Below are 24,041 nucleotides of genomic sequence, written 5' to 3' on the forward strand. Positions count from 1 at the left end.
CACGTCCTCCACCGCCGCCACCATGGCGATGTGGGCGCTGGGTGAGGCGTGGGGCGTGCCGGCTGTCGAGACCGGGATCGGCGGTTCAATCCCGTTCATCGCCGACCTGACCGAGCTGTACCCGGACGTGCAGATCCTGGTCACCGGCGTTGAGGATCCCGATTCGCGGGCGCACAGCGCCAACGAGTCGCTCCACCTCGACGACTTCCGCAACGCAATCGTGGCCGAGGCGTTCCTGCTGGCCCGGTTGAACGCGGAAGGCCTGGCCTAAGCGGAACGCCTGCGGCTGGGTCGCCGGCTGGATCTCCGGCTCTGCCGGGTGGGCATTTCCGGGGAACATCCAGCCGGCGTTGACGGTTACGTCAGGAGTTAGAGCTACACGTCTGATCGACGTAGCATGTAGCTATAGCCCATACCGTTTAAGTAGGGGCGGGCACCGCGCAGGCGGAGCCGCCACGACCGTCGTAAGAAGGTAGGCCATGAGCACTACAACCAATGAAAACAGCGCCGACACCACCGTCCAGGCGGACCAGGAACTGGCCAGCCACGAGGTCCAGCTGACCGATGTGGCCGCCGGGAAGGTCCGCAGCCTGCTGGAACAGGAAGGCCGCACTGATCTTCGGCTCCGCGTTGCCGTGCAGCCGGGCGGTTGTTCCGGGCTGATCTACCAGCTGTACTTCGATGAGCGGCTCCTCGAGGGTGACGCCGTCCGCGACTACGACGGCGTCGAGGTCGTTGTGGACAAGATGAGCGTCCCTTACCTCAGCGGCGCGAGCATCGACTTCGAGGACACCATCTCGAAGCAGGGCTTCACCATTGACAACCCGAATGCGGGCGGATCCTGCGCTTGCGGGGACTCCTTCCACTAAGGCCTAAGGCCGGGCAATCCGCCCGGCCTTAGTGCCGTCCAGGGGATGGCCGCCGGAACCGCCGAAAACTCCATCGAGGCACGGCGCGGACATGTGGGCGAAAACTCGCGGGGAGCGGTAAGCTCTACACCGAGTAGTAAAACTTTTAGTGTGCCCGGAACGCCGACGGCGGCCGGGCGACAGCAACAAGTAGGAAGGGCCGTCTGTGAGTTCGCAGAACCGAACCGGCAGCCGACGCAAACAGATCACTACGATCACTGGCTTGGCACTAGCCGGCGCGTTGGCTTTGACTGGATGTTCACCAGAGGTACAGAAAGGGTGGCTGCCCACTGAGCGTGGCACCACCAACCACACTGACCGCATCATGGACCTCTGGGTCAACTCATGGATTGCCGCGCTGGTCGTCGGCATCATCACCTGGGGCTTGATGATTTGGGTCATCGTCGCGTACCGGCGGCGGAAGGGCACGGTCGGTTTCCCGCGCCAGAACAGCTTCAACCTGCCCCTCGAGGTCTTCTACCTGACGATTCCGCTGTTTATGGTCCTGGTGTTCTTCTACTTCACCGACCGCGACCAGCAAGCGATCGACAACCGTGACCAGCCGGCCGACGTCGTCGTCGACGTCCGCGCCAAGCAGTGGGCCTGGGACTTCAACTACAAGAAGGGCGACGTCGTTACCGACGACGTCCACGAGGCCGGCGTCCAGGCGCACCTCACCGGCAACAACGTGGACAAGGAAAAGCTGCCTACGCTTTACTTGCCGGTCAACAAGTCGGTTGACCTCGAGCTGAACGCCCGCGACGTCATCCACTCCTTCTGGGTTCCCGCCTTCCTGCAGAAGCGCGACATGATCCCGGGCAAGACCAACTACATCCGGTTCACCCCCACCAAAGAGGGAACCTACGACGGCAAATGTGCCGAACTCTGTGGTGAGTACCACTCCGAAATGCTGTTCCGCGTGAAGGTTGTCTCCGATTCGGAGTTCAAGGCCCACCTGGACCAGCTCCGCCAGGACGGCAACACCGGACTGCTCGGCGAAGAGTACGACCGCAACCCGGCCCCGACCGAGAACAAGTAAGGGGAGCGCGAAGTGGCAACGACCTACTCTCAGCCCTCAGGGATCCTTGAGGCTCCCGTAGTACCCAAATCCAAGGGGCGCATCGTCGTCAACTGGATCACCTCCACCGACCACAAGACCATCGGGTACATGTACCTGATCTCGTCCTTCGTGTTCTTCTGCTTCGGCGGCGTTATGGCGCTGCTGATCCGTGCGGAGCTTTTCGAGCCCGGCATGCAGATCCTGCAGACCAAAGAGCAGTACAACCAGCTCTTCACCATGCACGGCACCGTCATGCTGCTGATGTTCGCGACGCCGCTGTTCGCCGGCTTCGCCAACGTGATCATGCCGCTGCAGATCGGTGCCCCCGACGTCGCTTTCCCGCGGCTGAACGCGCTGGCCTTCTGGTTCTTCCTGTTCGGCTCCACGATCGCCGTGTCCGGCTTCATCACCCCGCAGGGTGCGGCGTCGTTCGGCTGGTTCGCCTACGCGCCGCTGTCCAACACGACCTTCAGCCCCGGCGTGGGCGGTGACCTCTGGGTCTTCGGCCTGGCGCTCTCCGGCTTCGGCACCATTCTCGGCGCGGTCAACTTCATCACCACCATCATCTGCATGCGCGCCCCGGGCATGACGATGTGGCGGATGCCGATCTTCACCTGGAACGTTCTGGTCACGGCGATTCTGGTGCTCATGGCGTTCCCGCCGCTGGCCGCCGCCCTCTTCGCCCTCGGCGCGGACCGCCGCTTCGGCGCCCACATCTTCGACCCGGAGAACGGCGGCGCCGTCCTCTGGCAGCACCTGTTCTGGTTCTTCGGCCACCCCGAGGTGTACATCATCGCGCTGCCGTTCTTCGGCATCGTCTCCGAGATCTTCCCGGTGTTTAGCCGCAAGCCGATCTTCGGCTACAAGGGCCTCGTCTATGCGACGATCTCGATTGCCGCACTGTCCGTGACCGTGTGGGCGCACCACATGTACGTCACCGGCTCGGTCCTGCTGCCGTTCTTCTCCTTCATGACGATGCTGATCGCGGTTCCCACCGGCGTGAAGTTCTTCAACTGGATCGGCACCATGTGGCGGGGTTCCATCACCTTCGAAACCCCCATGCTGTGGAGCATCGGCTTCCTGGCCACCTTCCTCTTCGGCGGCCTGACCGGAATCATCCTGGCCTCACCGCCGCTGGACTTCCACGTCTCCGACTCCTACTTCGTCGTGGCGCACTTCCACTACGTGGTCTTCGGCACCGTGGTGTTCGCGATGTTCGCAGGCTTCTACTTCTGGTGGCCGAAGTGGACCGGCAAGATGCTCAACGAGCGTCTCGGCAAGATCCACTTCTGGATGCTCTTCCTGGGCTTCCACGGCACCTTCCTCATCCAGCACTGGCTCGGCGTCGAGGGCATGCCCCGCCGCTACGCGGACTACATGCCGCAGGACAACTTCACCTGGATGAACCAGTTCTCCACCTACTCGTCCTTCCTCCTCGGCGCCTCGCTGATTCCGTTCTTCTGGAACGTGTACATCACCTGGCGCAGCAACGAGAAGGTCACGGTCGATGACCCCTGGGGCTTCGGCGCCTCGCTCGAATGGGCGACGTCTTGCCCGCCGCCGCGTCACAACTTCACCTCGCTGCCGCGGATCCGCTCGGAGCGTCCTGCCCTGGACCTGCACCACCCCGAGCTCTCCCAGTACTACACCGTCGACTCGCCCGCTCCGGCAGCAGCGACGCTCGGTAACGCCGACCAGAAGGATCAGGCCCAGTGAAAATCGAATCAAGGATTTTTGGACTGGGAGTCTTCTTCTTCGTCCCAGTTGCCATCGTCTACGGCTTCATGACGCATTGGTCCGAATGGGTCGGCATCCTGGGTGTCCTGCTGGTTGCAGGCCTGGCCGGTATGATCGGCGCCTACCTGGGCTTCACCGGCCGTCGGGTCGGCATGCGCCCCGAGGACCGCAGCGACGCTGAGATCCACGAAGGCGCGGGCGAGCAGGGCCACTTCAGCCCCTGGAGCTGGTGGCCTCTGGTTCTCGGCCTGGCATGCGCGGGCGGTTTCCTCGGCCTGGCCGTGGGCTTCTGGATCACGTTCATCGCCGGCGGCCTCGCCGTGGTGGCGCTCGTGGGCTGGGTCTATGAGTACAGCCGCGGTGACCACGCGCACTAGCGCCGGACACTGACAGCAACGACGGCGGGCCCCCACCTTTTGGTGGGGGCCCGCCGTCGTTTGCCTGTGCCCAGCGGGCGTGGCGGCCGGTCAGCCGGACTGGGACTCGAGCAGGGCGCAGAGCTCGGTGAGGGCGCGCTCAGCGTCGGCGAGACTTGCATCGTCTGGGACCGTCTCCGGCCGTACCGCCAGCTCCACTTCGCAACCGCAGGCGAAGTCCTCGGTCATGACCTCCAGCAGGGACCGTGCATCCACGCCCGGCCTGCCGTCCTTGCTGATCGTGACGGCGAATCCGGTCTGCGTCACGGCCCGGACAAACGCGGCCGCGGGGCGGGCGTGCAGTCCGATCGAGGCCTGGACGACCGCCTTGCGTGCTGGCAATGGAACTCCTTCAATCGTGACGCGCCGGGCGGTGCCGGCCCGGCGCTGGGGGCCCCCGGCCAACTGGTCCCGATACGACAGGCCGGCGGGGCGCATATCCAGCGTAGCCGGGGGAGAAGTCCCGGGCGAACCGGGCAGACCTGAGTGGTCTAGACCTGCTGGGAAAGTGCCTTAGGCTTAAGGGATGAATGATTGCAGCAGGCGCCTCCGTGGGCTCTAACGCGGTCCGGATGGCCGGTGACATTGACCGGACCAGCGGCACCCCCATCTACGTCCAGCTCCGCGAAATCCTCCGCGCCCACATTGCCAGCTCCTGCCCGCCGGGTTCGGCGCTTCCCTCCGAACGGGACCTCTCCGAACGCTTCGGATTGGCCAGGATGACCGTGCGCCAGGCCATCGATGCGCTCGTGGGCGAAGAAGTGATCGAGCGCGTGGTGGGCCTCGGCACCTTCGTCCGCAAGCCCAAGCTGGACCTCCAGGTCAAACTGACCTCGTATAGCGAGGAGATGCAGCGACGCGGCATGGTCCCGGCCGCCAAGGTGCTCAGCTTTGAACAGATCAACGCCAGCGCCTTTCTGGCCCGCGAACTGCAGCTCGAGGAGGGAACACCCCTGGTGCGGTTCCGGCGACTCCTGCTGGCGGACAGTGAGCCAATGAGCGTGGACGAGAACTTCATCCCCGCGCACCGCGTGCCCGGACTGCTCGACGGCGAGCCGCCGACGTCGCTCTACAACGTCCTGAGCGAGCGGTACGGCTTGGTGATGGAGTGGGGCGAGGACATGATCGAGGCGACGGCTGCGTCTCCGTCCACGGCGCGCCTGCTCAACGTGGAGGTCGGCTCACCGCTGCTGAAGATCCAGCGCCACGCCTTCGTGGCCCGGGCCATGGTCGACTACTCGGTCTCCTACTACCGGGCGGACCGCTACAAGCTCTGGGTGCCGCTGCAGCGCCCCGGGGTCCGTCCCACACGGAACTACGCCTCCGGCTACCGCCCCTGACAACCAGCGCGGAGTCCTTGGAAACGCAGAAAGGCCCGGTCCTGGTGGACCGGGCCTTTCTGTGGACTAATGCCGTGTCTTAGTGGCTGAGGCTCTTCTGCTCCGCAGCCGGTTCGATCGACTCGTGCTCGCCGTGGTGGCCGTGGGCCGCCGCGAGTTCGGCCGGGGTTGCCGGAGCGACCCGGTCCTCGAAGAACCACTTGGAAAGCATCGCGCGACGCTTTTCCTTGCGGTCCACGACGCCGTGGCTGTTCGGCTCGGCCGGGAGCGGCGACGGGGATTCGAAGCCGACCAGCTTGTAGCGCTTGTATTCGTTCAGCGGGGCGTGGACCTCGATGAACTCACCGTGCGGCAGCCGCACGATGCGGCCTGTCTCGCGGCCGTGGAGGGCGATTTCGCGGTCCTTGCGCTGCAGGGCCAGGGCGACGCGCTTCGTGATGATGAAGGCGAGTACCGGGCCAATGAAGAACAGGGCGCGCAGCCAGTAGGTGACGTCGTTCAAGGCCACGTGGAAGTGGGTGGCGATGAGGTCGGAACCAGCAGCAGCCCACATCACGCAGTACCAGACGAAGCCGGCCATGCCGATGGCGGTGCGGGTCGGCGCGTTCCGGGGACGGTCCAGGACGTGGTGCTCGCGGTCGTCCTTGGTGATCCAGCGTTCGATCCACGGGTAGGTGAACATCACGGTGAACAGGATGCCCGCAGGGACCAGCGCCGGCAGCAGCACGTTGAACGTGAAGACGTGGCCGAACCAGACCTGCTCGACGTGCCAGTTCCCGAAGGTGCCCGGCATCAGGCGCAGGGCGCCGTCAACGAAGCCGATGTACCAGTCAGGCTGGGTGCCGGCCGAGACGGGGGAGGGGTCGTACGGGCCGTAGTTCCAGATCGGGTTGATGGTGAAGAAACCGGCCATCAGCGCGATGACGCCGAACACGATGAAGAAGAAGCCGCCGGCCTTCGCCGCATAAACCGGGCCGAGGGGGTAGCCGACGACGTTGCCGTCGTTGCGGCCCGGGCCGGGGTACTGGGTGTGCTTGTGCACGACCACCATAAAGAGGTGCACGACGATCATCAGCAGGATGAGCGCGGGAACCAGCAGGATGTGGAGCATGTACAGGCGCCCGATAATAGCCGTGCCCGGGAATTCGCCGCCGAAGAGGAAGAACGAGATGTAGGTGCCGATCACCGGGATGGACTTGATCACGCCGTCGATGATGCGCAGGCCATTGCCGGAGAGCAGGTCATCGGGGAGGGAGTAGCCGGTGAAGCCGGCGGCCATGGCGAGGATGAGCAGCACGCTGCCCACCACCCAGTTCATTTCGCGCGGCTTGCGGAAGGCGCCGGTGAAGAAGACCCGAAGCATGTGCACCGAAACCGAGGCTACGAAGAGCAGCGCGGACCAGTGGTGGACCTGGCGCATGAACAGGCCGCCGCGGACATCGAAGGAGATGTTCAGGGACGAGCTGTAGGCCACCGACATTTCGACGTTCTTCAACGGCAGATAGGAACCCTGGTAGTGGGTTTCCGCCATCGACGGGTCGAAGAAGAAGGTCAGGAAGGTGCCGGAGAGCAGCAGGATGACGAAAGAGTACAGGGCCACTTCGCCGAACATGAAGGACCAGTGGTCCGGGAAGACCTTGCGGCCGAATTCCCGGAGCATTCCGGAACCGCCCACGCGCTGGTCAACAAAATCGGTAATGCGGCCGCCCTTGGTCTTGGCGACGAAGGGGGAGGCGTTAGGGGTTGATGTTGCGCTCATGCTCAGCACGCTCCCAATAGCTAGGTCCAACGGGTTCATGGAAGTCGCTCGTAGCGTAAAGGTAGCCCTCGTCGTCTACGGCGATGGGCAGCTGCGGGAGCGGCCGGCTGGCCGGGCCGAAGATAACCTTGCATTCCTGGGTCAGGTCGAAGGTTGACTGGTGGCACGGGCACAGCAGGTGGTGGGTCTGCTGCTCGTACAGGGCAACAGGGCAACCAACGTGGGTGCAGATCTTGGAGTAGGCAACGATTCCGTTGTAGCTCCAGTCCTCGCGGCCCGGGGAGGGCTTGAGGGACTCCGGGTTAAGGCGCATGAGCAGGACGACGGACTTCGCCTTCTCGTTCAACTTGCCTTCTTCGAGCTCGTTGAGCCCTTCCGGGATGACGTGGAAAGCCGAGCCGATGGTGACGTCCGAGGCCTTGATGGGGGTGCCATCGGGGTCGCGGGTGAGACGCTTGGTCTTGCCGCCAACCGGGGCCCACATGGTGTGCGCCAGCTTGTTGTCCGGGCGGGGACCGAGGTCGCCGAAGACGGCCAGGGCCGGCAACGGCGCCAGGGCGACGGCCCCAAGCAGGGTGTTGCGGATCAGCGGGCGGCGCTTGATGCCGGTTTCCTCGACGATGTCGTCGACAATCCGGACAGCGGCCAGGCGGTCCTCTTCGGTGCGGATGGCGTGGCGCTCTTCCGACACTTCGTGGTCCGGCATAAGGGCCTTGGCCCAGTGCACGATGCCGGTGCCGATGCCCAGCATGGCAAAGGCGGTGCCGATACCCAGCAGCATGTTCTGCAGCCGGATAGTGGCGATCGAGGAGTCATTTCCAAGATCGATGGCGAAGTACGCCACCAGGAATATCAGGGTGCCAACGACCGAGGCGCCGAACAGAATGGCCACCTGCCGTTCCGCTCGCTTGGCGGCCCTCGGGTCCGTGTCAGCCAGGCGCAAACGATGCGGAGGAATTCCAGGATCCTGGAACTTCTCCACCTCATTCTGACCAGCCGTAGCTACGGTGCCCGAGTGGTTCGGACTGCCGTCACTATGGTTGCCCATAATTCGCCTCATCCTTCTCTCGTCTCGACCAGTGTCGAGTTAGTTTTCAATTCAAACTGCTGACGGATCAGCAGAAAATTCTTACAGGTGCCGCGGTCCGTCTAGGACGTCCGCGAAGTCAGCCAGATGGTGAAGGCGATGATGACGCCCAGGCCGGCAATCCAAACAAACAGGCCTTCGGAGACGGGACCCAGGGCGCCCAGGTCGTTGCCGCCGGGGGAGCCGTTGGCTTCGATCTGCTTCAGGAAGGTGATGATGTCACGCTTGCCTTCGGGGGAGACGTTGGCGTCGGAGAAGACCGGCATGTTCTGCGGGCCGGTGACCATGGCTTCGTAGATGTGCTTGCCGGAGACGTCAGCGAGAGCCGGGGCGAACTTGCCCCGGGTCAGCGCGCCGCCGGCTGCAGCAGCGTTGTGGCACATGGCGCAGTTGGTGCGGAACAGCTCGCCACCCTTGGCGGCGTCGCCCTTCTCATCGAGAACACCTGCCTCGGGGATGGACGGGCCGGGGCCGAGCGAAGCGACGTAAGCCGCGAGCTGGTGGGTCTGCTCCTCGTTGAACTGGGCGGGCTTCTTGTAAGCCTGCGGGCCGTTCATCTGCATGGGCATACGGCCGGTGCCAACCTGGAAGTCAACGGCGGCGGCGCCGACGCCAACGAGCGACGGTCCGGCCTGCGAGCCACTGGCACCCATGCCGTGGCAGGTGGCGCAGTTGGCGGCGAACAGCTTGCCGCCCTCTTCTGCGTCGCTTGCACTGAAGCTCGTGGTGTCGGCCTTGGCCTGGTTGACGGTGGTGGCGACGGCGTACAGCCCACCAGTGATGAGGAGGCCCATCAGCAACAGTGCAACTGCTGCCAGTGGGTGACGTCGCTTCTGCGAGAGTGCCTTCACGTGGTGGTTCCTTTATTCGATCCTGCGTTGGCTCCGGGAGCCGCTTCTTGAAATTCTATCTCTTGTAGAAAGAGAGACAAGTGGGGCTACTTGAGGACGTAGATGACCAGGAAGAGGCCAATCCATACGACGTCGACGAAGTGCCAGTAGTACGAGGTGACGATCGCGGAGGTTGCCTCAAAGTGTCCGAACTTTTTCGCTGCGAAGGAGCGTCCGATGATGAGCAGGAAGGCAATCAGGCCGCCGATGACGTGCAGGCCGTGGAAGCCGGTGGTCATGTAGAACGCGGAACCGTAGGCGTTGGAAGAGAGCGAGACGTGCTCGGAGACGAGCATGGCGTACTCGGTCGCCTGGCCGGCCACGAAGAACGCACCCATGATGAATGTGAGTGTGAACCACTCGTTCATTCCCCAGCGGGTGAAGCTCAGGGGCCCGCCGAGCCTGCGCGGCTGGAGCCGTTCGGCGGCGAAGACGCCCATCTGGCAAGTAAAGGAACTGGCCACGAGGACGATCGTGTTTACGAGCGCAAAGGGGAAGTTGAGCTTGGCTGTCTCTTCGGCCCACATCTGTCCGGAAGTCGAACGGAGTGTGAAGTACATGGCAAAGAGACCGGCGAAGAACATCAACTCACTGGACAGCCAGACGACGGTTCCAACGGAAACCATGTTCGGGCGATTCAGCGTCGGGTGCGCCGGGGTACTGGGGGCATGGGTCGCAGATGTCACATAGACATTATGTCTGTAAAAGTCCGTCCTGCCCAACGCAACCCGCGTTTTGGGGGGACTTTTTCTACAAAGACGCGAAATCGCGGGGAAAAGTTCCGGGACCCCTTCGCATTGGGCATTGCAGCCCCCGGCTCGATAGCATCAGAACGTGACTTCTCAGGCATCTGCACAGGCTGTAGGCAAGACTTGGCCGCGCCTCATCGGCGCCCTCATCCTCGGCACGAACCTCAGCGCCGGCGATACTGAGTGGGCGATGAACTCCATCATGTCCGGCGAAGCTACGCCGGCCCAGGTGGCCGGCTTCCTGGTGGCGCTGCGCGCCAAGGGTGAGACGGTGGAAGAACTCACGGGCCTCGTCGAGGCGATGATCGACTCCGCCAACCCGATCGAGATCGCGGGTCAAAAGCTGGACATCGTCGGCACCGGCGGAGACCAGCTGAATACTGTCAACATCTCCACCATGGCCGCTCTCGTCTCGGCCGGAGCGGGCGCCAAGGTGGTCAAGCACGGTGGCCGGGCGGCGTCGTCGAGCTCGGGCTCCGCCGACGTGCTGGAGGCGCTGGGTGTCCGGCTGGACCTTCCCATCCCGCGGGTAGCCCGGAACGCCGAAGAGGCTGGAATCACCTTTTGCTTTGCGCAGGTCTTCCACCCCTCAATGCGGTATGCCGCCGTCGCGCGCCGCGAGCTGGGTGTCCCCACGGCCTTCAACTTCCTGGGACCGATGACCAACCCGGCGCACGTCCAGGCGTCCGCCGTCGGCGTCGCTAATGAACGGATGGCGCCGCTGGTGGCCGGCGTGCTTGCCAAGCGCGGCAGCCGAGGCCTGGTGTTCCGCGGCAACGACGGGCTGGACGAGCTGACCACCACGGGTCCGTCGCGGATCTGGGAAATCCGCGACGGCAAGGTTATTGAGCAGGAATTCGACCCCCGCGATCTTGGTATCCGCCAGGCGACTGTCGAGGAACTGCGCGGCGGCGACGCTGCCGCCAACGCCGCCGTCGTCCGCTCGGTGCTTGCCGGAAAGCCTGGCCCGGCACGGGATGCCACGCTGCTGAACGCCGCTGCCGGTCTGGTGTCGTTCGACCTGGACGCCTCGGGTCCGCTGACCGAACGGATGGCAGCTGCGATGAAGCGGGCCGAGGAGTCCGTCGATTCGGGCGCGGCAGCCGCGGTGCTGGACCGCTGGGTCGCACTCTCCCGCGACTAATTTCCCTCCGGCTGGCGGCGCTCCGTGCCCGCTGGGCCGGCTACTGTTCGAAGCCCAAGGCGAACGCCGCGTCGAGGTCGTGCTGCGAGTAGGCGCGGAAGGCGATGTGCGTGGTGGTGTGCACCACGGCCGGGACCTTGGAGAGCTTGTCCGCGATGACGTCGGCGAGCTCCTCGTGCTTGGCGACGCGTGCGATTGCGATCAGGTCCCATTCGCCGGTCACGGAATAGACCTCGCTAATGCCGGGAATCGCGGAGATTTTTTCAGCCGTCTCCGGGATGGCGGAAGCGTCTGTCTTGATCAGGACGAAAGCGGTGATCACGTGGGGGCCTTTCGGATCTGGTGCGCCGTTGCTGGCTTGTTGATTGGCCCCATTGAGGCCGTGCCATCTGCTTGCAAGCCTAGTGCATCAGCTCCGCCGGCGCCCTGCCCGGAGCCGCCGTGTGGCCGCGAACAAAAGGCGGTAGCCGAGCAGGAAAACGGCCAGGCTGAGCAGCGCCACGATCACGAACGGCAGCACCACAACTTGCCCGGTGAGGGCCCGGAGCAGCATGCCGACCGCCACCGTGCCGAGCCAGACCGCGACGCCGGCCGGCCAGAGCGCCAGGGGACCCCGCCACGGGCGCAGGGCGAGCCATGCCACGGCGGCGCCGGCGAGGAACGGCCAGGCCGTCGCCAGGACCCCGGTGATGATCTCGCCACGCTGATGGGCGTCGCGTCCGATCGCGGCGAAGAGCAGGATCAGGACGGCGTCGCCGGCGGCGGCCAGCAGGGCCACTCGTGCATTCGATGGCGGTTGGGGGACCGGGGAAGTGTTGGCTGGCATACCTCCAGCCTAGCTGCGGCCATTGCGGGACGCCGTCGCGGCCCAGCATGATGACCTGAGGAACCACAGCTGCGAGCAAGGAGATGATCATGACAACGCTGTCGGATCGGCCCAACACGGCCTTGATGGTGATCGATGTGCAGAACGGGGTGGTGGAAGGCGCCCACGAGCGCGATTCCGTCGTTGCGAACATCGCCGAACTCGTCGACAAGGCTCGTGCAGCCGCCGTCCCGATCATCTGGGTCCAGCATTCGGATGCGCAGCTGGAGCGGGGGAGCGAGGCCTGGCAGTATGTTCCTGAGCTGTCCCGGGCGGAGCACGAACCTCTGGTGCACAAGTCCTACGGTGATTCCTTCGAGGCTACGGACCTCGAAGATGTGCTCGCCGCTGGCGGCGTCGGGCGAATCCTCGTTGCGGGAGCGCAAACGGACGAGTGCATCCGATCCACCATCCACGGGGCGTTTGTGCGTGGCTACGACGTGACCCTGGTGGGTGACGCGCACACCACAGAGGATCTTTCGGCTTGGGGCGCACCGCCGCCGGAGCTGGTGATCGCCCACACAAACCTCTACTGGCAAAACCAGTCGGCGCCGGGGCGTGCGGCGGGCGTCGTGGCGACCAATACAGTGATGTTCGACTGATCCCGGAGCATAGGATCGTCTGATGGCCCGCCTCATTGTTCCAGACATCCGTTACCACTCCTCCTGGCTGGAGGGAGCAGCAGAGTTCGACGGTGCCCACAGGGACGGCGGCGGCGCCGAGGACTGGCCGCTGGATGATCTCAAGGACACCGCCACCTTCCGCCGCTTCGTCGGTGCGCTCGTCAACAACGCGTTACCGGAGACCCCCCGGAAGCCCGGATACGTCCCGTGCACCTACCTGTGGATTGTGGACGGCGACACCTTCCTGGGCTCGCTGGCCATTAGGCATGAGCTGAACAGTTTCCTCCTCAACGAGGGCGGCCACATCGGCTACAGCGTCAGGCCGTCCGCACGGCGCCGCGGCCACGCAGCCAAGGCACTGGCCGACGCCCTGCCGGTGGCGAAGGAACTCGGAATTTCCCGGGTCCTGATCTCTTGCGACGAGGACAACGCCGGATCCAGGGCGACCATCGAACGCAACGGCGGCGTCTACGAAGACACCCGCAACGGCAAGCGGCGCTACTGGGTCGAGACAGACGAGCAGGGCGCGCCGGCACTGCCCTGAGGCCTGGCTTTAGAGATTTTTGGCGGCTCCGTAATTTCTGGCCACGCCCGGGAAACCTTATATCTAGCGGGACGTTTAGCCCGCCTTCACAGATATTGGGGGTAACAAAAATGAAATCCAATCGTGCCGGGTACATCACCGCAGTAACAATGGCCGGTCTTGCCGCCAGCCTCGTCCTGGCCGGCTGTGGGCCACAGCCAGGGGCTGCTCCCGCAGCCGCGCCGAATGTGGCAGTGACAGACGCCACCACTTCCTCCACGGTGCTGGCCGCTTCGCCGCTGTCCACTACGCGGACCGCAAACTCTGCGACCTCGCCTGCCGCTTCGCCCACCAGAGCGGGCGGGGCCGCACCGACTCACGCGCCGGCGGCAAAGCCCGCGCCCAGCAGCCTCAAGACGTTCACCTTCCCTGACGGGCATATCTCCTTCGACTACCCGGTGTCGTGGACGGTGCGGACAGCGCTTCCTCCGGCGGGGCCTCCCGGTGTCGAAGCTGTTGTTTCGGACGGCGCCGGCAACGATCTGCTTCTCATGGCCAACGGCGTTCCCGTGGGCTGTGCCGGGGGCCCGGTGTCGCGGCGGGTGTTGGATCAGGCGGAGGTCGCGGGCATGGCGGCACCGAATGGTTCCGCCCCGGTCTTCGGGTTCTCCGTTGAATCCTATGGTGCCGGTGCCGGCGACGCCTACTTCATGGGCCTGGTCGATCCTCGGTCGCTGAAGCAGGGCGACGGGGTGCCCTCCTGGTGCAACGTTGTGTCGACTGACAACGGCGGCTTGGTCACCCGTGTGCTCTTCGACGACCCCGCATTCAAGAACCGGGGAGCGGCTAAGGCGTGGATGGCCACGGAACAATATGCACAACTCAAAGCGCTGCTGGTCAGCCTGAACTACCACTAGCTCCCGCGCTGGGGCGGCCCGCCGGTTGGGGGACCGGCGGGCAGTCCGCATCCCGGACGCTGCAGCGTTCCATGGGTAGGCTTTTCCCACCATCGTTCTCGACGAAACCCCGGCGCGCCGGGTCGACGGTCAGGCGTTGAATGAATTCGAACCGCATGAGGACAAGGGGACCAGTGCTGGGGTTAGTTCTGTGACGCGTCTCGTTTGGTGGGGGCGGACGTATTTCGCCTTCCAGGCTTTCGCCGGTGCGTCCTGGTGGATTGCGGTTCTGGTGTCCCCGGCCATCCGCCTGGGGACCCTCGGCAATCTTGATGCCGCCGCCGTCGCGGTCTTCGACATTCCCCTATTTGTCGTGGCTTCAGCCCTCGCCGCTTTTGGTATCCGGGCCGCCGCAGTGGTGAGTGTCAGCTGGACCGGACTGGTCGCCTTCGTGCTGGCGGCATATGCCACCATAACGGCCGAGGCCGGCTGGGGTGTGGTGACCATGGGTGCGGCCTTCGCTGGTTCAGTGATCGCGCTTTGCGCGGTGCTTCTGGGGCGCATACCGACCGCATGGATCATCCGCGGGCCCTTCGCATTCCGCCCGGCCGCCCGCCGCCCGGCAGCAGTAAGCCATGTCGCCGCAACATTCGGGCAGATCGTCATATTTTGGGGCTTCTTCCTGGCCGTCGTTCCTTTTGCCCTCGCGTTCCTCGAAGAACGGTGGGCGGTGGCCCTTCCATTTCCGCCGGTTGCAAATCCAGTCGGCGCCATGGTCCTGCTACTTGCCAGCGCTCTTGGCATCTGGTCGGCCATCGTCATGTCCACGTTGGGGCACGGCACGCCGCTGCCGTCGGCGATGCCCAACCGGCTGGTCATCGTGGGCCCGTATCGCTGGATCCGCAATCCGATGGCGGCCGCAGGGATTGTCCAGGGCGCCGCGGTAGGCGTGATGATGCAGTCGTGGCTGGTTATTGCCTACGCAGTCGCCGGCTCGCTCGTGTGGAATTACGCCGTCAGGCCGCTGGAGGAAGCAGACCTGCTGGAACGGTACGGTGATGAATTTCAGCAGTATTGCGACACGGTCCGCTGCTGGATCCCGCACATGACGACGGCGAGACGCACCCAGCCGGGCACGCCGTAGCTGTCGGCGCGAACCAGGCGCCGGGGGAGAGGGCTACTGGGACCCGGCGTAGGCTGTGCCCATGATTTCCCTCCGCCGGCGCCGCTTGGACACTGGCATGTGGGCGATTGGAGTCCTGGTCTCCGTTGGCCTGACAGCATGGGGACTCTGGCTCACCGCTTTCCTCTTCGGATATTGCGATGGTTTTGAACGCGAAAGGTCCGGCCATACGCTGATCTTCCTGGGCGCTGTTGCGTCCGCTGCGGCGGCGGGCTGGGCACGGTTTCGGGGTCTTGGCTGGCCAGGGACGCTCGCCGTCGGCGCCACGGCATAGCTGGTTGGCTGGACCGATCTCGCGGCACCGGACGGCCTGCTGCCTCATCTTGCTGGAGTCATTGCGGTGCCCGCCACAGTAATCGGGTTGGTTGTTGGCCTGCCGGCTATCCGGCAGGGGAGAGGGCCGCAGAACCGAACCCCTTAGCGGCATTGCCCACATTCACGAAGGCTTGATTCTGCGCGCGGCGCCGAAAACATCAACGGTGGTTCCCAATGAGTCAGCTTCGTGGGAACTGCCATTCGGCCGTCGTCGGTACTATTCATTCATGACGATCCAGGGGGAGGGAAGTCCCGGCCCGTTCGTTCGCCGCGGCCTGCGGGTTCTAGTCTGGGTGGCCGTGGTGGTCGCCGCTGGAGCGTATGCCCTTGGTCTCGTTCCCGACGTCGTTGTGACCTCCATGGCCGTGGGCCTCCTGGTGGGCCAATTCGTATCCAAAGATGAACGGGCGCCGTCCGATGTCAGCGGCAGTTCTTCCTGGTGGAGACGGAGGGCGCGCGGCGCCTTCTACACAGCCTGGTGGGTATTGATACTTCTAATCGGCGTGCTCATCAACGTGATCTCCCGGGCCGGCTTCGGCTGGGAGGCATTCGGCGTGCTGGCCGTTATGGCGTGGCCGCTGTGGGTTGTCGTGCGAAATCCGCCTGAGCGGCCTTGGGACCCATGGCGTCTCACCCCGTAACCAGGCGAAGCCCCTCCTGGCAACTTTCTGTTTACTTGACATAATGTTGATTATCGGCGTTACGTTAAGGGCCGGAAGAGGGCTTCCATAGTGCCGGCCGCGGTTGCTCTCCGTCGCCTGGTGCACCGGCTGCGCCGGGATGAAGCAGCCGGGACATTTCCGCCGGGAGGAAGCGGCCGGGATGCTGCTGCACGGTGCGACCTTGGAGCCGCCGGAGACGTTCCAGCGCCGATGCGCGAAGCCAGTGCCACAGGCTGCGACTTTGCTGCCTCTGCGCTAGTTGGTTGCAAATTTGCATTTCTTGTCCATGGTCACTTCATTAGCCGACCTCGTGTCACTTCAGCGGACAACGTCGCCACCTGACGTGCCAGGAAGATCCCGGGCAATTAGCGGATATCAAAACAACAATGTCGCCATAATGCGGAAATTGCGCTGTCCGACCACGCGGCTTGGGCGGCAGTTCGCCACAGCCCTCAGCCGGACGCCGGACTAGTTGAAAGCCAGGGAGCGCCGGGAAGCCAGGTGAAAGCAGGGTGCCGGCCGCGGAGACATCCATGTCAGAAGAACGTGCCGGCAAACAGGCTGGAGTGACTTCAGGGGGCTACTCCCCCGGACTATTTGATAAATTATCAATTGCTAATGCATTAGCATAAACCCGACATAAAGAAATCGAAAACCCTCTGCAATGTTTGATTTTCACATATAGGTAAGATCCGGATCTCATCGAGTATCCATGCCGCGCATAAATGACCCAGGCAGAGCCCGCGCTCACTCTCCGACGTAGGCCGCCAGATGTTCCCCGGTCAGCGTGGACTTCGCGGCAACCAGCTCGGCGGGCGTGCCCTCGAAGACGATCCGGCCGCCGTCGTGTCCGGCGCCGGGGCCCAGGTCGATGATCCAGTCGGCGTGTGCCATGACCGCCTGGTGGTGCTCGATGACGATCACCGACTTGCCGGAATCGACCAGCCGGTCCAGCAGCCCGAGCAGGTTCGCGACGTCGGCCAGGTGCAGGCCCGTTGTCGGTTCGTCGAGGACGTAGACGTCCCCCTTCTCCGCCATCTGGGTGGCCAGCTTGAGCCGCTGCCGTTCGCCGCCGGACAGGGTGGTGAGCGGCTGGCCGAGGCTGAGGTAGCCGAGTCCGACGTCCACGAGCCGGTCGAGGATCTTGTGCGCCGCCGGCGTGCGGGCCTCGCCGTCGCCAAAGAACAGCTCCGCCTCGGTCATCGACATCGCCAGGACTTCAGCGATGTTGCGGCCGGCCAGCTTGTATTCCAGCACTGATGCCAGGAACCTGCGGCCCTCGCAGTCCTCGCAGGTGGACTCGACAGTGGCCATCACGCCAAGCTCCGTGAAGATCACGCCCGCGCCGTTGCAGGTGGGGCAGGCGCCTTCGGAGTTGGAGCTGAACAGCGCCGGCTTCACGCCGTTGGCCTTTGCGAACGCCTTGCGGATCGGTTCAAGCAGGCCCGTGTACGTCGCAGGGTTGCTGCGCCGTGAACCCTTGATGGCGCTCTGGTCGATCAGCACCACGCCGTCCCGGCCGGCCACCGAGCCCTGGATCAGCGAGCTTTTGCCGGATCCGGCGACCCCCGTGAGCACGCAAAGCACCCCGAGCGGGAGGTCGACGTCGACGTCCCGGAGGTTGTTCGTCGACGCGCCGCGCACCTCAAGCGAGCCCGACGGAGTACGCGCCGCATCCTTGACCGTCGCCCGGTCGTCGAGGTGGTGGCCGGTGATGGTGTCACTGCGCCGCAGGCCCTCCACGCTTCCTTCGAAGCAGACACTGCCGCCCCCGGTGCCCGCCCCGGGACCGAGGTCAACGACGTGGTCGGCGATCGCGATCGTCTCCGGCTTGTGCTCGACGACGAGCACGGTGTTGCCCTTGTCCCGGAGCTGCAGCAGTAGCTGGTTCATCCGCTCGATGTCATGCGGGTGCAGGCCGATCGTCGGCTCGTCGAAGACGTACGTGATGTCGGTCAGCGAGGACCCCAGGTGGCGGATCATCTTGGTCCGCTGGGCCTCTCCCCCGGACAAAGTCCCCGCCGGCCGATCCAGCGAAAGGTAGCCCAGCCCGATTTCCGCAAACGAATCGAGCAGGTGCCGCAGGCCCTTAAGGAGCGGCTCGACCGAGGGCTCGTCGAGCTCACGGACCCACAGGGCCAGGTCACTGATCTGCATCTCGCACAATTCGGCGATGTTCTTCCCCCGGATCTTCGAGGACCGTGCCTCCTTGCTGAGCCGGGTGCCGTTGCACTCCGGGCAGGCCTGGAAGGTAATGGCACGCTCGACGAAGGCCCGGACGTGCGGCTGCATCGCCTCGACATCCTTGGAAAGCATCGATTTTTGGATCTTCGGGATCAGGCCCTCATAGGTGAGGTTGATGCCCTCGACCTTGATCTTGGTCGGCTCCTTGTAGAGCAGGTCGTTCATTTCCTTCTTGGTGTATTTCGCGATCGGCTTGTCCATGTCGAAACCGGCGCCGCTGAAGATGCGGCCGTACCAGCCGTCCATGCTGTACCCGGGGATCGTCAGCGCGCCCTCGGCCAGCGACTTGGTCTCGTCATAGAGCGCCGTGAGGTCGAAGTCGGAGACCGAGCCCATCCCCTCGCACCGCGGGCACATGCCGCCCAGGTAGACGGCGCCGTGCACCACACTCTTCTCAACCCTCCCCCCGGCTTTTTCGGTGCTCATCACCCCGCTGGCCTTCCTCGTCGGGACGTTGAAGGAGAACGCCGTGGGCGGCCCCACGTGCGGTGTCCCGAGCCGGCTGAAGAGGATGCGGAGCATGGCGTTGGCGTCGGTGGCGGTGCCGACGGTGGACCGCGGGTTCGCGCCCATCCGTTCCTGGTCGACGATAATCGCCGTCGTCAGCCCCTCCATCAGGTCGACGTCGGGCCGCGCCAGGTTGGGCATGAAGCCCTGCACAAAGGCGCTGTAAGTTTCGTTGATCATCCGTTGCGACTCGGCGGCGATCGTGGCGAACACCAGCGAGCTCTTACCCGAGCCGGAAACACCGGTGAACACGGTCAACCGGCGCTTCGGAATTTCAACGCTGATGTCCTTGAGGTTGTTCTCCCGGGCGCCCTGCACACGGATGAGGTCGTGGGTGTCGGCGACGTGCGGCGCCAGCCGCGGGTCCGTCTCCGTGTCCGCGTTCGTGTTGGTCGCCATGCTCATCGTGTCTCCCTCTGTTCGGCCTGGCCGCCCCCGCGCATCCGACGGCGTCGCCTCGCTCGATGTGAACAGCTTAGAACAGACGATGGGGTTATCCTCCGCCGCGCTGGCCGCACGCCCCGGCATGCATTGTCTTATCCGCCGCCCTCACTGAGAATGAACCATGACGGTCTACCTGAGGTCCCTGGAAACTGCTGTCCCGCCCACCGTATTGATTCAGTCCGAGGCCCGCGACGTGTTTGCCGCCCAGCCGGGGCTCAGCCGGCTCGGCTCCCGGCTGGTGAGCACCTGTTTCGACTCCGCCGCCATCGACACCCGCTACACCGCCGTCGGGGAGCTCACCACCGGCAGCCGGTCGGAGAATCCGCAGTTCTTCGACCCCGCCACCGGCCTGCTGCTGAGCCCCAGCACCAAAGTCAGGAACGACATCTTCGCGGCCGAAGCCAGCAAGCTCTTCATCGAGGCGGCGGACAAGGCGCTGGCGGCCTGCCAGGGCATCGAAGCCCGCGAGATCACCCACCTCGTCACAGTGTCCTGCACCGGCTTCTTCAACCCCGGCCCCGACTACAAGATTGTCCGTGCGCTCGGGCTGAACCCCTCGGTCCAGCGCTACCACCTCGGCTTCATGGGCTGCTACGCCGCCTTCCCGGCACTGCGCGCGGCCAAATCGTTTTGCGACGCGGACCCGGAGGCCGTGGTGCTGGTGGTCTGCGCCGAACTTTGTTCCCTCCATGTAAGGACCTCCAACGACCCGGACACGATCATGGGATCCGCACTGTTTGCCGACGGCGCGGCGGCCGCCATCATCAGCGCCCGCGACATCCCGGACCAGCCGGCCCTGCTGACTTTGGACCACTTCGAAACGGTCCTGACCCCGGTGGGCGAGGAAGCGATGGCGTGGAACATCGGCGACGAAGGATTCGAAATGGTCCTCGGCACCTACGTCCCGCACATCATCGACGACCACATCATCGGCGCCCTCGAACCGCTCCTGTCCAGGGATTCCTCGCTCCTCGGACTCCCCTACCGCGACATCCGGCACTGGGCCATCCATCCCGGCGGCCGCAGCATCCTGGACAAGGTGCAGTCCAGGCTGGAGCTCAGCGACGAACAGCTGACCCCGGCGCGCGAGACGCTGCGGAACTACGGCAACATGAGCAGCGCCACCGTGCTCTTCGTGATCCGGCACATCCTCGACCTTCCCGCGCCCGGCGCCGGCACCGCCGGCACCGACGGCGCCGACACCGGCGGTGCGCTGGCAGCCGACGACGAGGGCGGGGAACGCATCTGCTCGATGGCATTCGGCCCGGGCCTGACGGTGGAGACCGCGCTCTTCACCAAGATCACGGCACCACGGGCGGCCAGCGGTGAGGCCGACCTGCAGCGCCCCGGCGTGCCCCGGCCGGCATCGGCCCTGGCCTGAGCACCGGCGCCATGGTGCTGCTGCGCACGCGTGCCCTGGATGCCGTTGAGGAGATGGACCGGCCCGACTGCGATCCGGCCAGGCTGGAACGGACCTACGCCCAGTTCGCCCTGGTGAACCGCGCTGTGTCCGGCTGGAGGGGCATCTACCGGCAGCAGATCAAGCCGCTGCTCTCCGCGGAGTCGGCCACCACGTTGCTGGACATCGGTTGCGGCGGCGGCGACGTCCCGGTGCTGTTGTCCCGCTGGGCGGCCCGGGACGGGCTGCGACTGGAGATCACTGCGATCGATCCGGACCCACGGGCCGCTGCGTTTGCGGCCGCCCGGCGCACCCGGGGCGGCGTGACGTTCCGGCTGCAGACAGCGGCGGAACTGCTCGGCGAAGGTGAGCGCTACGACGTCGTCGTCTCCAACCATGTGCTGCACCACCTGGACGCCGGCGCGCTGGCCGGCTTCCTTGCCGAATCGGCCGCATTGAGTGCCCGCACGGTGATCCACAACGACCTCCGCCGCAGCCCGGCCGCCTATTCGCTGTTCTATGCGGGCGCCTTGCCGTTCCGGGGCTCCTACATCCGGCAGGACGGCCTGACGTCGATCCGGCGCAGCTACACCTCGGCGGAACTGCGCGCTGCGGCTCCCCCGGGCTGGACCGTGGTGGCCCGCGCCCCGTTCCGCAACCTGCTGATCCTGGACAGGGCGCGGGGGCGGAGTGCCGGGGCGGGACCATGACCGACGCCGCGACGGACGTCGTGATCATCGGCGGCGGTCCGGTGGGGCTGTTCATGGCTGCCTTGCTGCTGCAGCGGGGGCTGCGGGTCGCGGTGCTCGAACAGCGGACCGGGCCGGAACCGCACTCGCGGGCCATTGGCATCCATCCGCCGGCACTCGATGCCCTGCGGCACGTCGGCGTGGATCAGGAGCTCATCCGGCGGGGCGTCCCGATCCGGCGCGGCATTGCCCTCAACCGCGGCACCATGCTGGCCGAAATGTCCTTCGCCCGGGTGTCCGAGCTGTTCCCGTTCGTGCTCTCCCTGCCGCAGGGTCGCACCGAGGCGGTGCTGGAGGGGCGGCTGCAGGAGCTCGACCCGGACGCGCTGCGCCGGGGCGTGCGGGTGGAGGGGCTGCACGACGACGGCCGGCAGGTCACGGTACAGGCCTGCCTGGGCGGACGGTCGGTGAGATTCGCGGCTCCCCTCGTGATCGCCGCGGACGGGGTCCGCTCCGCGGCCCGGGCTGCGCTCGGCGTGCCCCTGCGGCGCCGAGACTACCCGGACCGCTACCTCATGGGCGACTTCGCCGACGGCACCGGACTTGGTCCGGATGCGGCGCTGTTCCTGGCCAGCGGCGGGATCGTCGAGTCGTTCCCGCTGCCGGGGAAGCTGCGCCGCTGGGTGGTTCGCCTCGGTCCGGCCGGGGCTCCGGCGGGGAGCTCGGCCGACGCCGTTTGGCTGGCACGGGAGGTCCGGCGACGGACCGGCGTCGGCGTCGACCCCGGCAGCAACAGCATGCTCAGCGGCTTCGGCGTGCGTTCCCGGCTGGCCCGCCGACTGGTGGTTGGCCGCTGCATTCTGATCGGGGACGCGGCACACGAGATCAGCCCGATTGGAGGTCAGGGCATGAGCCTGGGCTGGCTCGACGCCCTGGCGCTGGCACCCCTCGTGCCGGAGCTCATGGCTGGCGACCGCAACGGCCTGCCGGCGTTCGAACGGCAGCGGATGCGCCAGGCCGCCAGAGCGGCGCGGCAGTCGGAGATCAACATGGCGCTGGGCCGGCCGCTCCGCGAAGGCCCGCTGACCGCACGCAACAGTGTCTTGGCCGCCGCGGCGGCCGTCCCGGCCGTCAACAGCTTCGTGGCCCGCCGGTTCACCATGCAGTAGCCGGGGCGGCAGCCCTCAGTGCGGCGTGTAGTAGCAGTCGTAGCTGTGCTGGCTGATGATCCGGCCGTCGCGCACCTCGAACACCGAGGCGGTCCGGGCCCGGATTTCGTCGCCCTTGTCCCAATGCGGTAGATCCATCAGCACCGTCGCGGACCACTCGGCCTCCAGGACCACCCGGCCTCCCTCGCACGTGCTGCGCTGGACTTCGAAGCGCTGCCCGGAAACGATTTCGCCGCTGTGCTCGGCACCGTCGAGGACCTGGTCCCGGTTGCGGGTGGACCCCCCGGGAGCGAGCAGGTGGGGTGCCTCGGTCAGGACGTAGTCTTCGGCCAGGAAGGGGCCGAGCGCCTCCGCGCCGCCGCCGGCTTCGATGGCCCGGAGCAGGCCGAGCACGCAGTCCAGGGGTATCGGTGTCATGGACCGAGACTAGCCGAACTGCGCCCCAGGCGTGCCGGCCGCGGTGCCGCGGCCTAGACTGACCGCATGGGTAGCCTTCCCCCGACGCTCCGGTGGTCCGCCGCAGTGCTGGTCGTCCTGGCGGCGGCATCGTGCAGTCCGGGCACGGGCCCGGCAGCAACCGGAAGCGGAGCGACGCCGGCGGCTTCCGGAAGCGGACCGCTGACCGCGGAGATCAGCCAGTTCCGCGACAACTACAGCAAGCGGATCGTAGAGATCCAGCTGACCAACACCACCGGCGAGGCGGTCACCGTGCTCGCAGCCGGTCTGCGGAGTCCGCTTTTTGCTGACGGAATCCACTGGACCTCGGCGGCAGCGGGGACGGAGCTGCCGCCCGGCCAGACAAAGAGCCTGCCGGCCCGGTTGCCGGCCGCCGCCTGCCCCGATCCTGCGCCGCGATCCAGCCAGGCCGCGCCGTCCGGTTCAAAACCTGCAGAGCCGGGCGCAGTCGTCGAGGTCCGGGTGGCGGCCGCCGCCGGAATACCGGAAAAGACGCTCACCGCAACAGCGGCCGATCCTTTCGGAGTCCTGCCTCGGAACAACGCCGAAATGTGCGTTGCCCAGGCCGCCGCCGCGGTGGCCGGCTTCCGGCTCAGCCCCAGCCTCGAGGTGTCCGCAGATGCCCGAGCTGCCGTCCTGCACCTGGTCATCACCCCGCGAAACCCGGCGGCAGCCGGTGGCGGCGGGACCCTTACGATCGACAGCATCGGCGGGACCACCTTGCTGGAAGAAGACACGAGTGCGCCCTGGCCCAGCGGCCTCCGGGTGGATGCGGCCGGGCCGGTGCACGAAGTGCGGCTCGGCATCCGCCCGGCCCGGTGCGACCCGCACGCCGTGGCGGAGGACAAGGTGGGGACGCTGATTCCGGTGCAGGTCACCGTCGGCGGCCGTCGGGGAACCCTGAAGATCGACGCCGGGTCACAACTGCGGGGACGCATTTACGATTTCGTCACCTCAGCGTGCGGTCGCCAGTAGT

General features: G+C 65.7%; 25 protein-coding genes and 1 tRNA gene. 16 read left to right on the plus strand and 10 right to left on the minus strand.

The genetic code is table 11. The features are described 5' to 3' along the window. Positions 1-24: 24 nt before the first annotated feature. Positions 25-104, plus strand: a tRNA-OTHER gene (locus tag AC1DBL_RS06215). On the opposite strand, the gene AC1DBL_RS06220 is transcribed toward AC1DBL_RS06215, so the two are convergent. Further along, positions 86-340: a hypothetical protein gene (locus AC1DBL_RS06220; protein WP_476892497.1), complete on the minus strand. Its 255-nt coding sequence runs from the start codon at positions 338-340 to the stop codon at positions 86-88. The two genes, AC1DBL_RS06215 and AC1DBL_RS06220, sit on opposite strands and share 19 nt — an antisense overlap. 139 nt (positions 341-479) lie before the next feature. Between AC1DBL_RS06220 and AC1DBL_RS06225 the strand changes: the two genes are divergently transcribed. The 4 genes from AC1DBL_RS06225 (at position 480) to AC1DBL_RS06240 (ending at position 4,082) form a co-directional block, all read left to right on the plus strand. Next, complete coding sequence (locus AC1DBL_RS06225; RefSeq protein ID WP_138769282.1) at positions 480-869, plus strand: HesB/IscA family protein; 390 nt, start codon at positions 480-482, stop codon at positions 867-869. Between the two features lie 205 nt (positions 870-1,074). Further along, positions 1,075-1,947, plus strand: coding sequence for an aa3-type cytochrome oxidase subunit II (ctaC, locus tag AC1DBL_RS06230; RefSeq protein WP_476892498.1), 873 nt, complete (start codon positions 1,075-1,077; stop codon positions 1,945-1,947). A gap of 12 nt (positions 1,948-1,959) precedes the next feature. Then, positions 1,960-3,684 carry an aa3-type cytochrome oxidase subunit I gene (gene ctaD / locus AC1DBL_RS06235; protein WP_441417761.1) on the plus strand — a complete coding sequence of 575 codons (1,725 nt, stop codon included), beginning with the start codon at positions 1,960-1,962 and terminating at the stop codon, positions 3,682-3,684. Then, positions 3,681-4,082, plus strand: a complete 402-nt coding sequence (locus AC1DBL_RS06240) for a cytochrome c oxidase subunit 4 (RefSeq protein ID WP_441417762.1) — start codon at positions 3,681-3,683, stop codon at positions 4,080-4,082. Before ctaD ends, AC1DBL_RS06240 begins: the two co-directional genes overlap by 4 nt. A 90-nt stretch (positions 4,083-4,172) precedes the next feature. Here AC1DBL_RS06240 and AC1DBL_RS06245 read toward each other — a convergent pair whose 3' ends face one another. Further along, positions 4,173-4,463 (minus strand): HPr family phosphocarrier protein, encoded by a 291-nt coding sequence (locus AC1DBL_RS06245; RefSeq protein ID WP_476892499.1) that lies wholly within the window; start codon positions 4,461-4,463, stop codon positions 4,173-4,175. A 188-nt stretch (positions 4,464-4,651) separates the two neighbouring features. Here AC1DBL_RS06245 and AC1DBL_RS06250 point away from each other — a divergent pair, with 188 nt between their 5' ends. After that, positions 4,652-5,461 carry a GntR family transcriptional regulator gene (locus AC1DBL_RS06250; RefSeq protein ID WP_476892500.1) on the plus strand — a complete coding sequence of 270 codons (810 nt, stop codon included), beginning with the start codon at positions 4,652-4,654 and terminating at the stop codon, positions 5,459-5,461. A gap of 79 nt (positions 5,462-5,540) precedes the next feature. Here the strand turns inward: AC1DBL_RS06250 and qcrB are convergent, their stop codons facing one another. The 4 genes from qcrB to ctaE form a co-directional block, all read right to left on the minus strand. Continuing rightward, positions 5,541-7,220: a cytochrome bc1 complex cytochrome b subunit gene (gene qcrB, locus AC1DBL_RS06255; protein WP_441417764.1), complete on the minus strand. Its 1,680-nt coding sequence runs from the start codon at positions 7,218-7,220 to the stop codon at positions 5,541-5,543. Next, positions 7,198-8,268 carry a cytochrome bc1 complex Rieske iron-sulfur subunit gene (gene qcrA / locus AC1DBL_RS06260; RefSeq protein ID WP_441417765.1) on the minus strand — a complete coding sequence of 357 codons (1,071 nt, stop codon included), beginning with the start codon at positions 8,266-8,268 and terminating at the stop codon, positions 7,198-7,200. Before qcrA ends, qcrB begins: the two co-directional genes overlap by 23 nt. 101 nt (positions 8,269-8,369) lie before the next feature. Then, entirely contained in the window at positions 8,370-9,158 is a 789-nt protein-coding gene (gene qcrC / locus AC1DBL_RS06265) for a cytochrome bc1 complex diheme cytochrome c subunit (protein ID WP_138769290.1), read from the minus strand. A gap of 86 nt (positions 9,159-9,244) precedes the next feature. Further along, a complete protein-coding gene (gene ctaE, locus AC1DBL_RS06270; protein WP_217500973.1) occupies positions 9,245-9,919 on the minus strand; it encodes an aa3-type cytochrome oxidase subunit III in 675 nt (224 codons plus the stop codon). 112 nt (positions 9,920-10,031) lie between these two features. On the opposite strand from ctaE, the gene trpD reads away from it, so the two are divergent. Then, complete coding sequence (gene trpD, locus AC1DBL_RS06275; protein ID WP_476892501.1) at positions 10,032-11,090, plus strand: anthranilate phosphoribosyltransferase; 1,059 nt, start codon at positions 10,032-10,034, stop codon at positions 11,088-11,090. Between the two features lie 40 nt (positions 11,091-11,130). Here the strand turns inward: trpD and AC1DBL_RS06280 are convergent, their stop codons facing one another. Beyond that, complete coding sequence (locus tag AC1DBL_RS06280; protein ID WP_146337532.1) at positions 11,131-11,412, minus strand: Lrp/AsnC family transcriptional regulator; 282 nt, start codon at positions 11,410-11,412, stop codon at positions 11,131-11,133. Positions 11,413-11,499: 87 nt separating this feature from the next. Continuing rightward, positions 11,500-11,916 carry a DUF3054 domain-containing protein gene (locus tag AC1DBL_RS06285; protein WP_476925693.1) on the minus strand — a complete coding sequence of 139 codons (417 nt, stop codon included), beginning with the start codon at positions 11,914-11,916 and terminating at the stop codon, positions 11,500-11,502. Positions 11,917-12,005: 89 nt separating this feature from the next. Here AC1DBL_RS06285 and AC1DBL_RS06290 point away from each other — a divergent pair, with 89 nt between their 5' ends. From AC1DBL_RS06290 to AC1DBL_RS06310, 5 genes are all read left to right on the plus strand, one after another. After that, positions 12,006-12,557 (plus strand): cysteine hydrolase family protein, encoded by a 552-nt coding sequence (locus AC1DBL_RS06290; protein ID WP_476916746.1) that lies wholly within the window; start codon positions 12,006-12,008, stop codon positions 12,555-12,557. Positions 12,558-12,579: 22 nt separating this feature from the next. Further along, complete coding sequence (locus AC1DBL_RS06295; protein WP_476925694.1) at positions 12,580-13,122, plus strand: GNAT family N-acetyltransferase; 543 nt, start codon at positions 12,580-12,582, stop codon at positions 13,120-13,122. A 233-nt stretch (positions 13,123-13,355) separates the two neighbouring features. After that, on the plus strand, positions 13,356-14,018 hold the full coding sequence (locus tag AC1DBL_RS06300; protein ID WP_476916744.1) for a hypothetical protein: 663 nt from the start codon (positions 13,356-13,358) through the stop codon (positions 14,016-14,018). Between the two features lie 190 nt (positions 14,019-14,208). After that, the gene (locus AC1DBL_RS06305) at positions 14,209-15,141 is read left to right on the plus strand and encodes a methyltransferase family protein (protein WP_476925725.1); all 933 of its coding nucleotides are present in this window, start codon (positions 14,209-14,211) and stop codon (positions 15,139-15,141) included. A gap of 581 nt (positions 15,142-15,722) precedes the next feature. Beyond that, on the plus strand, positions 15,723-16,136 hold the full coding sequence (locus tag AC1DBL_RS06310) for a hypothetical protein (RefSeq protein WP_476925695.1): 414 nt from the start codon (positions 15,723-15,725) through the stop codon (positions 16,134-16,136). A gap of 768 nt (positions 16,137-16,904) precedes the next feature. Here the strand turns inward: AC1DBL_RS06310 and AC1DBL_RS06315 are convergent. Next, positions 16,905-19,313, minus strand: coding sequence for an ATP-binding cassette domain-containing protein (locus AC1DBL_RS06315; RefSeq protein ID WP_476925696.1), 2,409 nt, complete (start codon positions 19,311-19,313; stop codon positions 16,905-16,907). Between the two features lie 160 nt (positions 19,314-19,473). Between AC1DBL_RS06315 and AC1DBL_RS06320 the strand changes: the two genes are divergently transcribed. From AC1DBL_RS06320 to AC1DBL_RS06330, 3 genes are read left to right on the plus strand one after another with little or no spacing between them, the layout of a single operon-like run. Beyond that, positions 19,474-20,733, plus strand: a complete 1,260-nt coding sequence (locus AC1DBL_RS06320) for a type III polyketide synthase (RefSeq protein ID WP_476925697.1) — start codon at positions 19,474-19,476, stop codon at positions 20,731-20,733. An 11-nt stretch (positions 20,734-20,744) separates the two neighbouring features. After that, positions 20,745-21,461, plus strand: a complete 717-nt coding sequence (locus AC1DBL_RS06325) for a class I SAM-dependent methyltransferase (protein ID WP_476925698.1) — start codon at positions 20,745-20,747, stop codon at positions 21,459-21,461. Next, positions 21,458-22,609, plus strand: coding sequence for an FAD-dependent oxidoreductase (locus AC1DBL_RS06330; RefSeq protein WP_476925699.1), 1,152 nt, complete (start codon positions 21,458-21,460; stop codon positions 22,607-22,609). The genes AC1DBL_RS06325 and AC1DBL_RS06330 overlap by 4 nt, the downstream gene beginning before the upstream one ends. A gap of 15 nt (positions 22,610-22,624) precedes the next feature. Here the strand turns inward: AC1DBL_RS06330 and AC1DBL_RS06335 are convergent, their stop codons facing one another. Next, on the minus strand, positions 22,625-23,026 hold the full coding sequence (locus AC1DBL_RS06335) for a nuclear transport factor 2 family protein (protein ID WP_441417777.1): 402 nt from the start codon (positions 23,024-23,026) through the stop codon (positions 22,625-22,627). Between the two features lie 66 nt (positions 23,027-23,092). On the opposite strand from AC1DBL_RS06335, the gene AC1DBL_RS06340 reads away from it, so the two are divergent. Then, positions 23,093-24,040, plus strand: a complete 948-nt coding sequence (locus AC1DBL_RS06340) for a hypothetical protein (protein WP_476925700.1) — start codon at positions 23,093-23,095, stop codon at positions 24,038-24,040. Position 24,041: the final 1 nt, after the last annotated feature.

Source organism: Arthrobacter sp. 10T44, from assembly GCF_056393885.1.

Coding starts and splice junctions, on each gene's coding strand:
- AC1DBL_RS06285 (WP_476925693.1), bottom strand. CDS start 11,916: ATGCCAGCCAACACTTCCCCGGTCCCCCAACCGCCATCGAATGCACGA.
- AC1DBL_RS06310 (WP_476925695.1), top strand. CDS start 15,723: ATGACGATCCAGGGGGAGGGAAGTCCCGGCCCGTTCGTTCGCCGCGGC.
- AC1DBL_RS06320 (WP_476925697.1), top strand. CDS start 19,474: ATGACGGTCTACCTGAGGTCCCTGGAAACTGCTGTCCCGCCCACCGTA.
- AC1DBL_RS06340 (WP_476925700.1), top strand. CDS start 23,093: ATGGGTAGCCTTCCCCCGACGCTCCGGTGGTCCGCCGCAGTGCTGGTC.
- AC1DBL_RS06295 (WP_476925694.1), top strand. CDS start 12,580: ATGGCCCGCCTCATTGTTCCAGACATCCGTTACCACTCCTCCTGGCTG.
- AC1DBL_RS06290 (WP_476916746.1), top strand. CDS start 12,006: ATGACAACGCTGTCGGATCGGCCCAACACGGCCTTGATGGTGATCGAT.
- AC1DBL_RS06250 (WP_476892500.1), top strand. CDS start 4,652: ATGATTGCAGCAGGCGCCTCCGTGGGCTCTAACGCGGTCCGGATGGCC.
- AC1DBL_RS06315 (WP_476925696.1), bottom strand. CDS start 19,313: ATGAGCATGGCGACCAACACGAACGCGGACACGGAGACGGACCCGCGG.
- qcrA (WP_441417765.1), bottom strand. CDS start 8,268: ATGGGCAACCATAGTGACGGCAGTCCGAACCACTCGGGCACCGTAGCT.
- AC1DBL_RS06220 (WP_476892497.1), bottom strand. CDS start 340: ATGTTCCCCGGAAATGCCCACCCGGCAGAGCCGGAGATCCAGCCGGCG.
- AC1DBL_RS06335 (WP_441417777.1), bottom strand. CDS start 23,026: ATGACACCGATACCCCTGGACTGCGTGCTCGGCCTGCTCCGGGCCATC.
- qcrB (WP_441417764.1), bottom strand. CDS start 7,220: ATGAGCGCAACATCAACCCCTAACGCCTCCCCCTTCGTCGCCAAGACC.
- AC1DBL_RS06225 (WP_138769282.1), top strand. CDS start 480: ATGAGCACTACAACCAATGAAAACAGCGCCGACACCACCGTCCAGGCG.
- AC1DBL_RS06330 (WP_476925699.1), top strand. CDS start 21,458: ATGACCGACGCCGCGACGGACGTCGTGATCATCGGCGGCGGTCCGGTG.
- AC1DBL_RS06325 (WP_476925698.1), top strand. CDS start 20,745: ATGGTGCTGCTGCGCACGCGTGCCCTGGATGCCGTTGAGGAGATGGAC.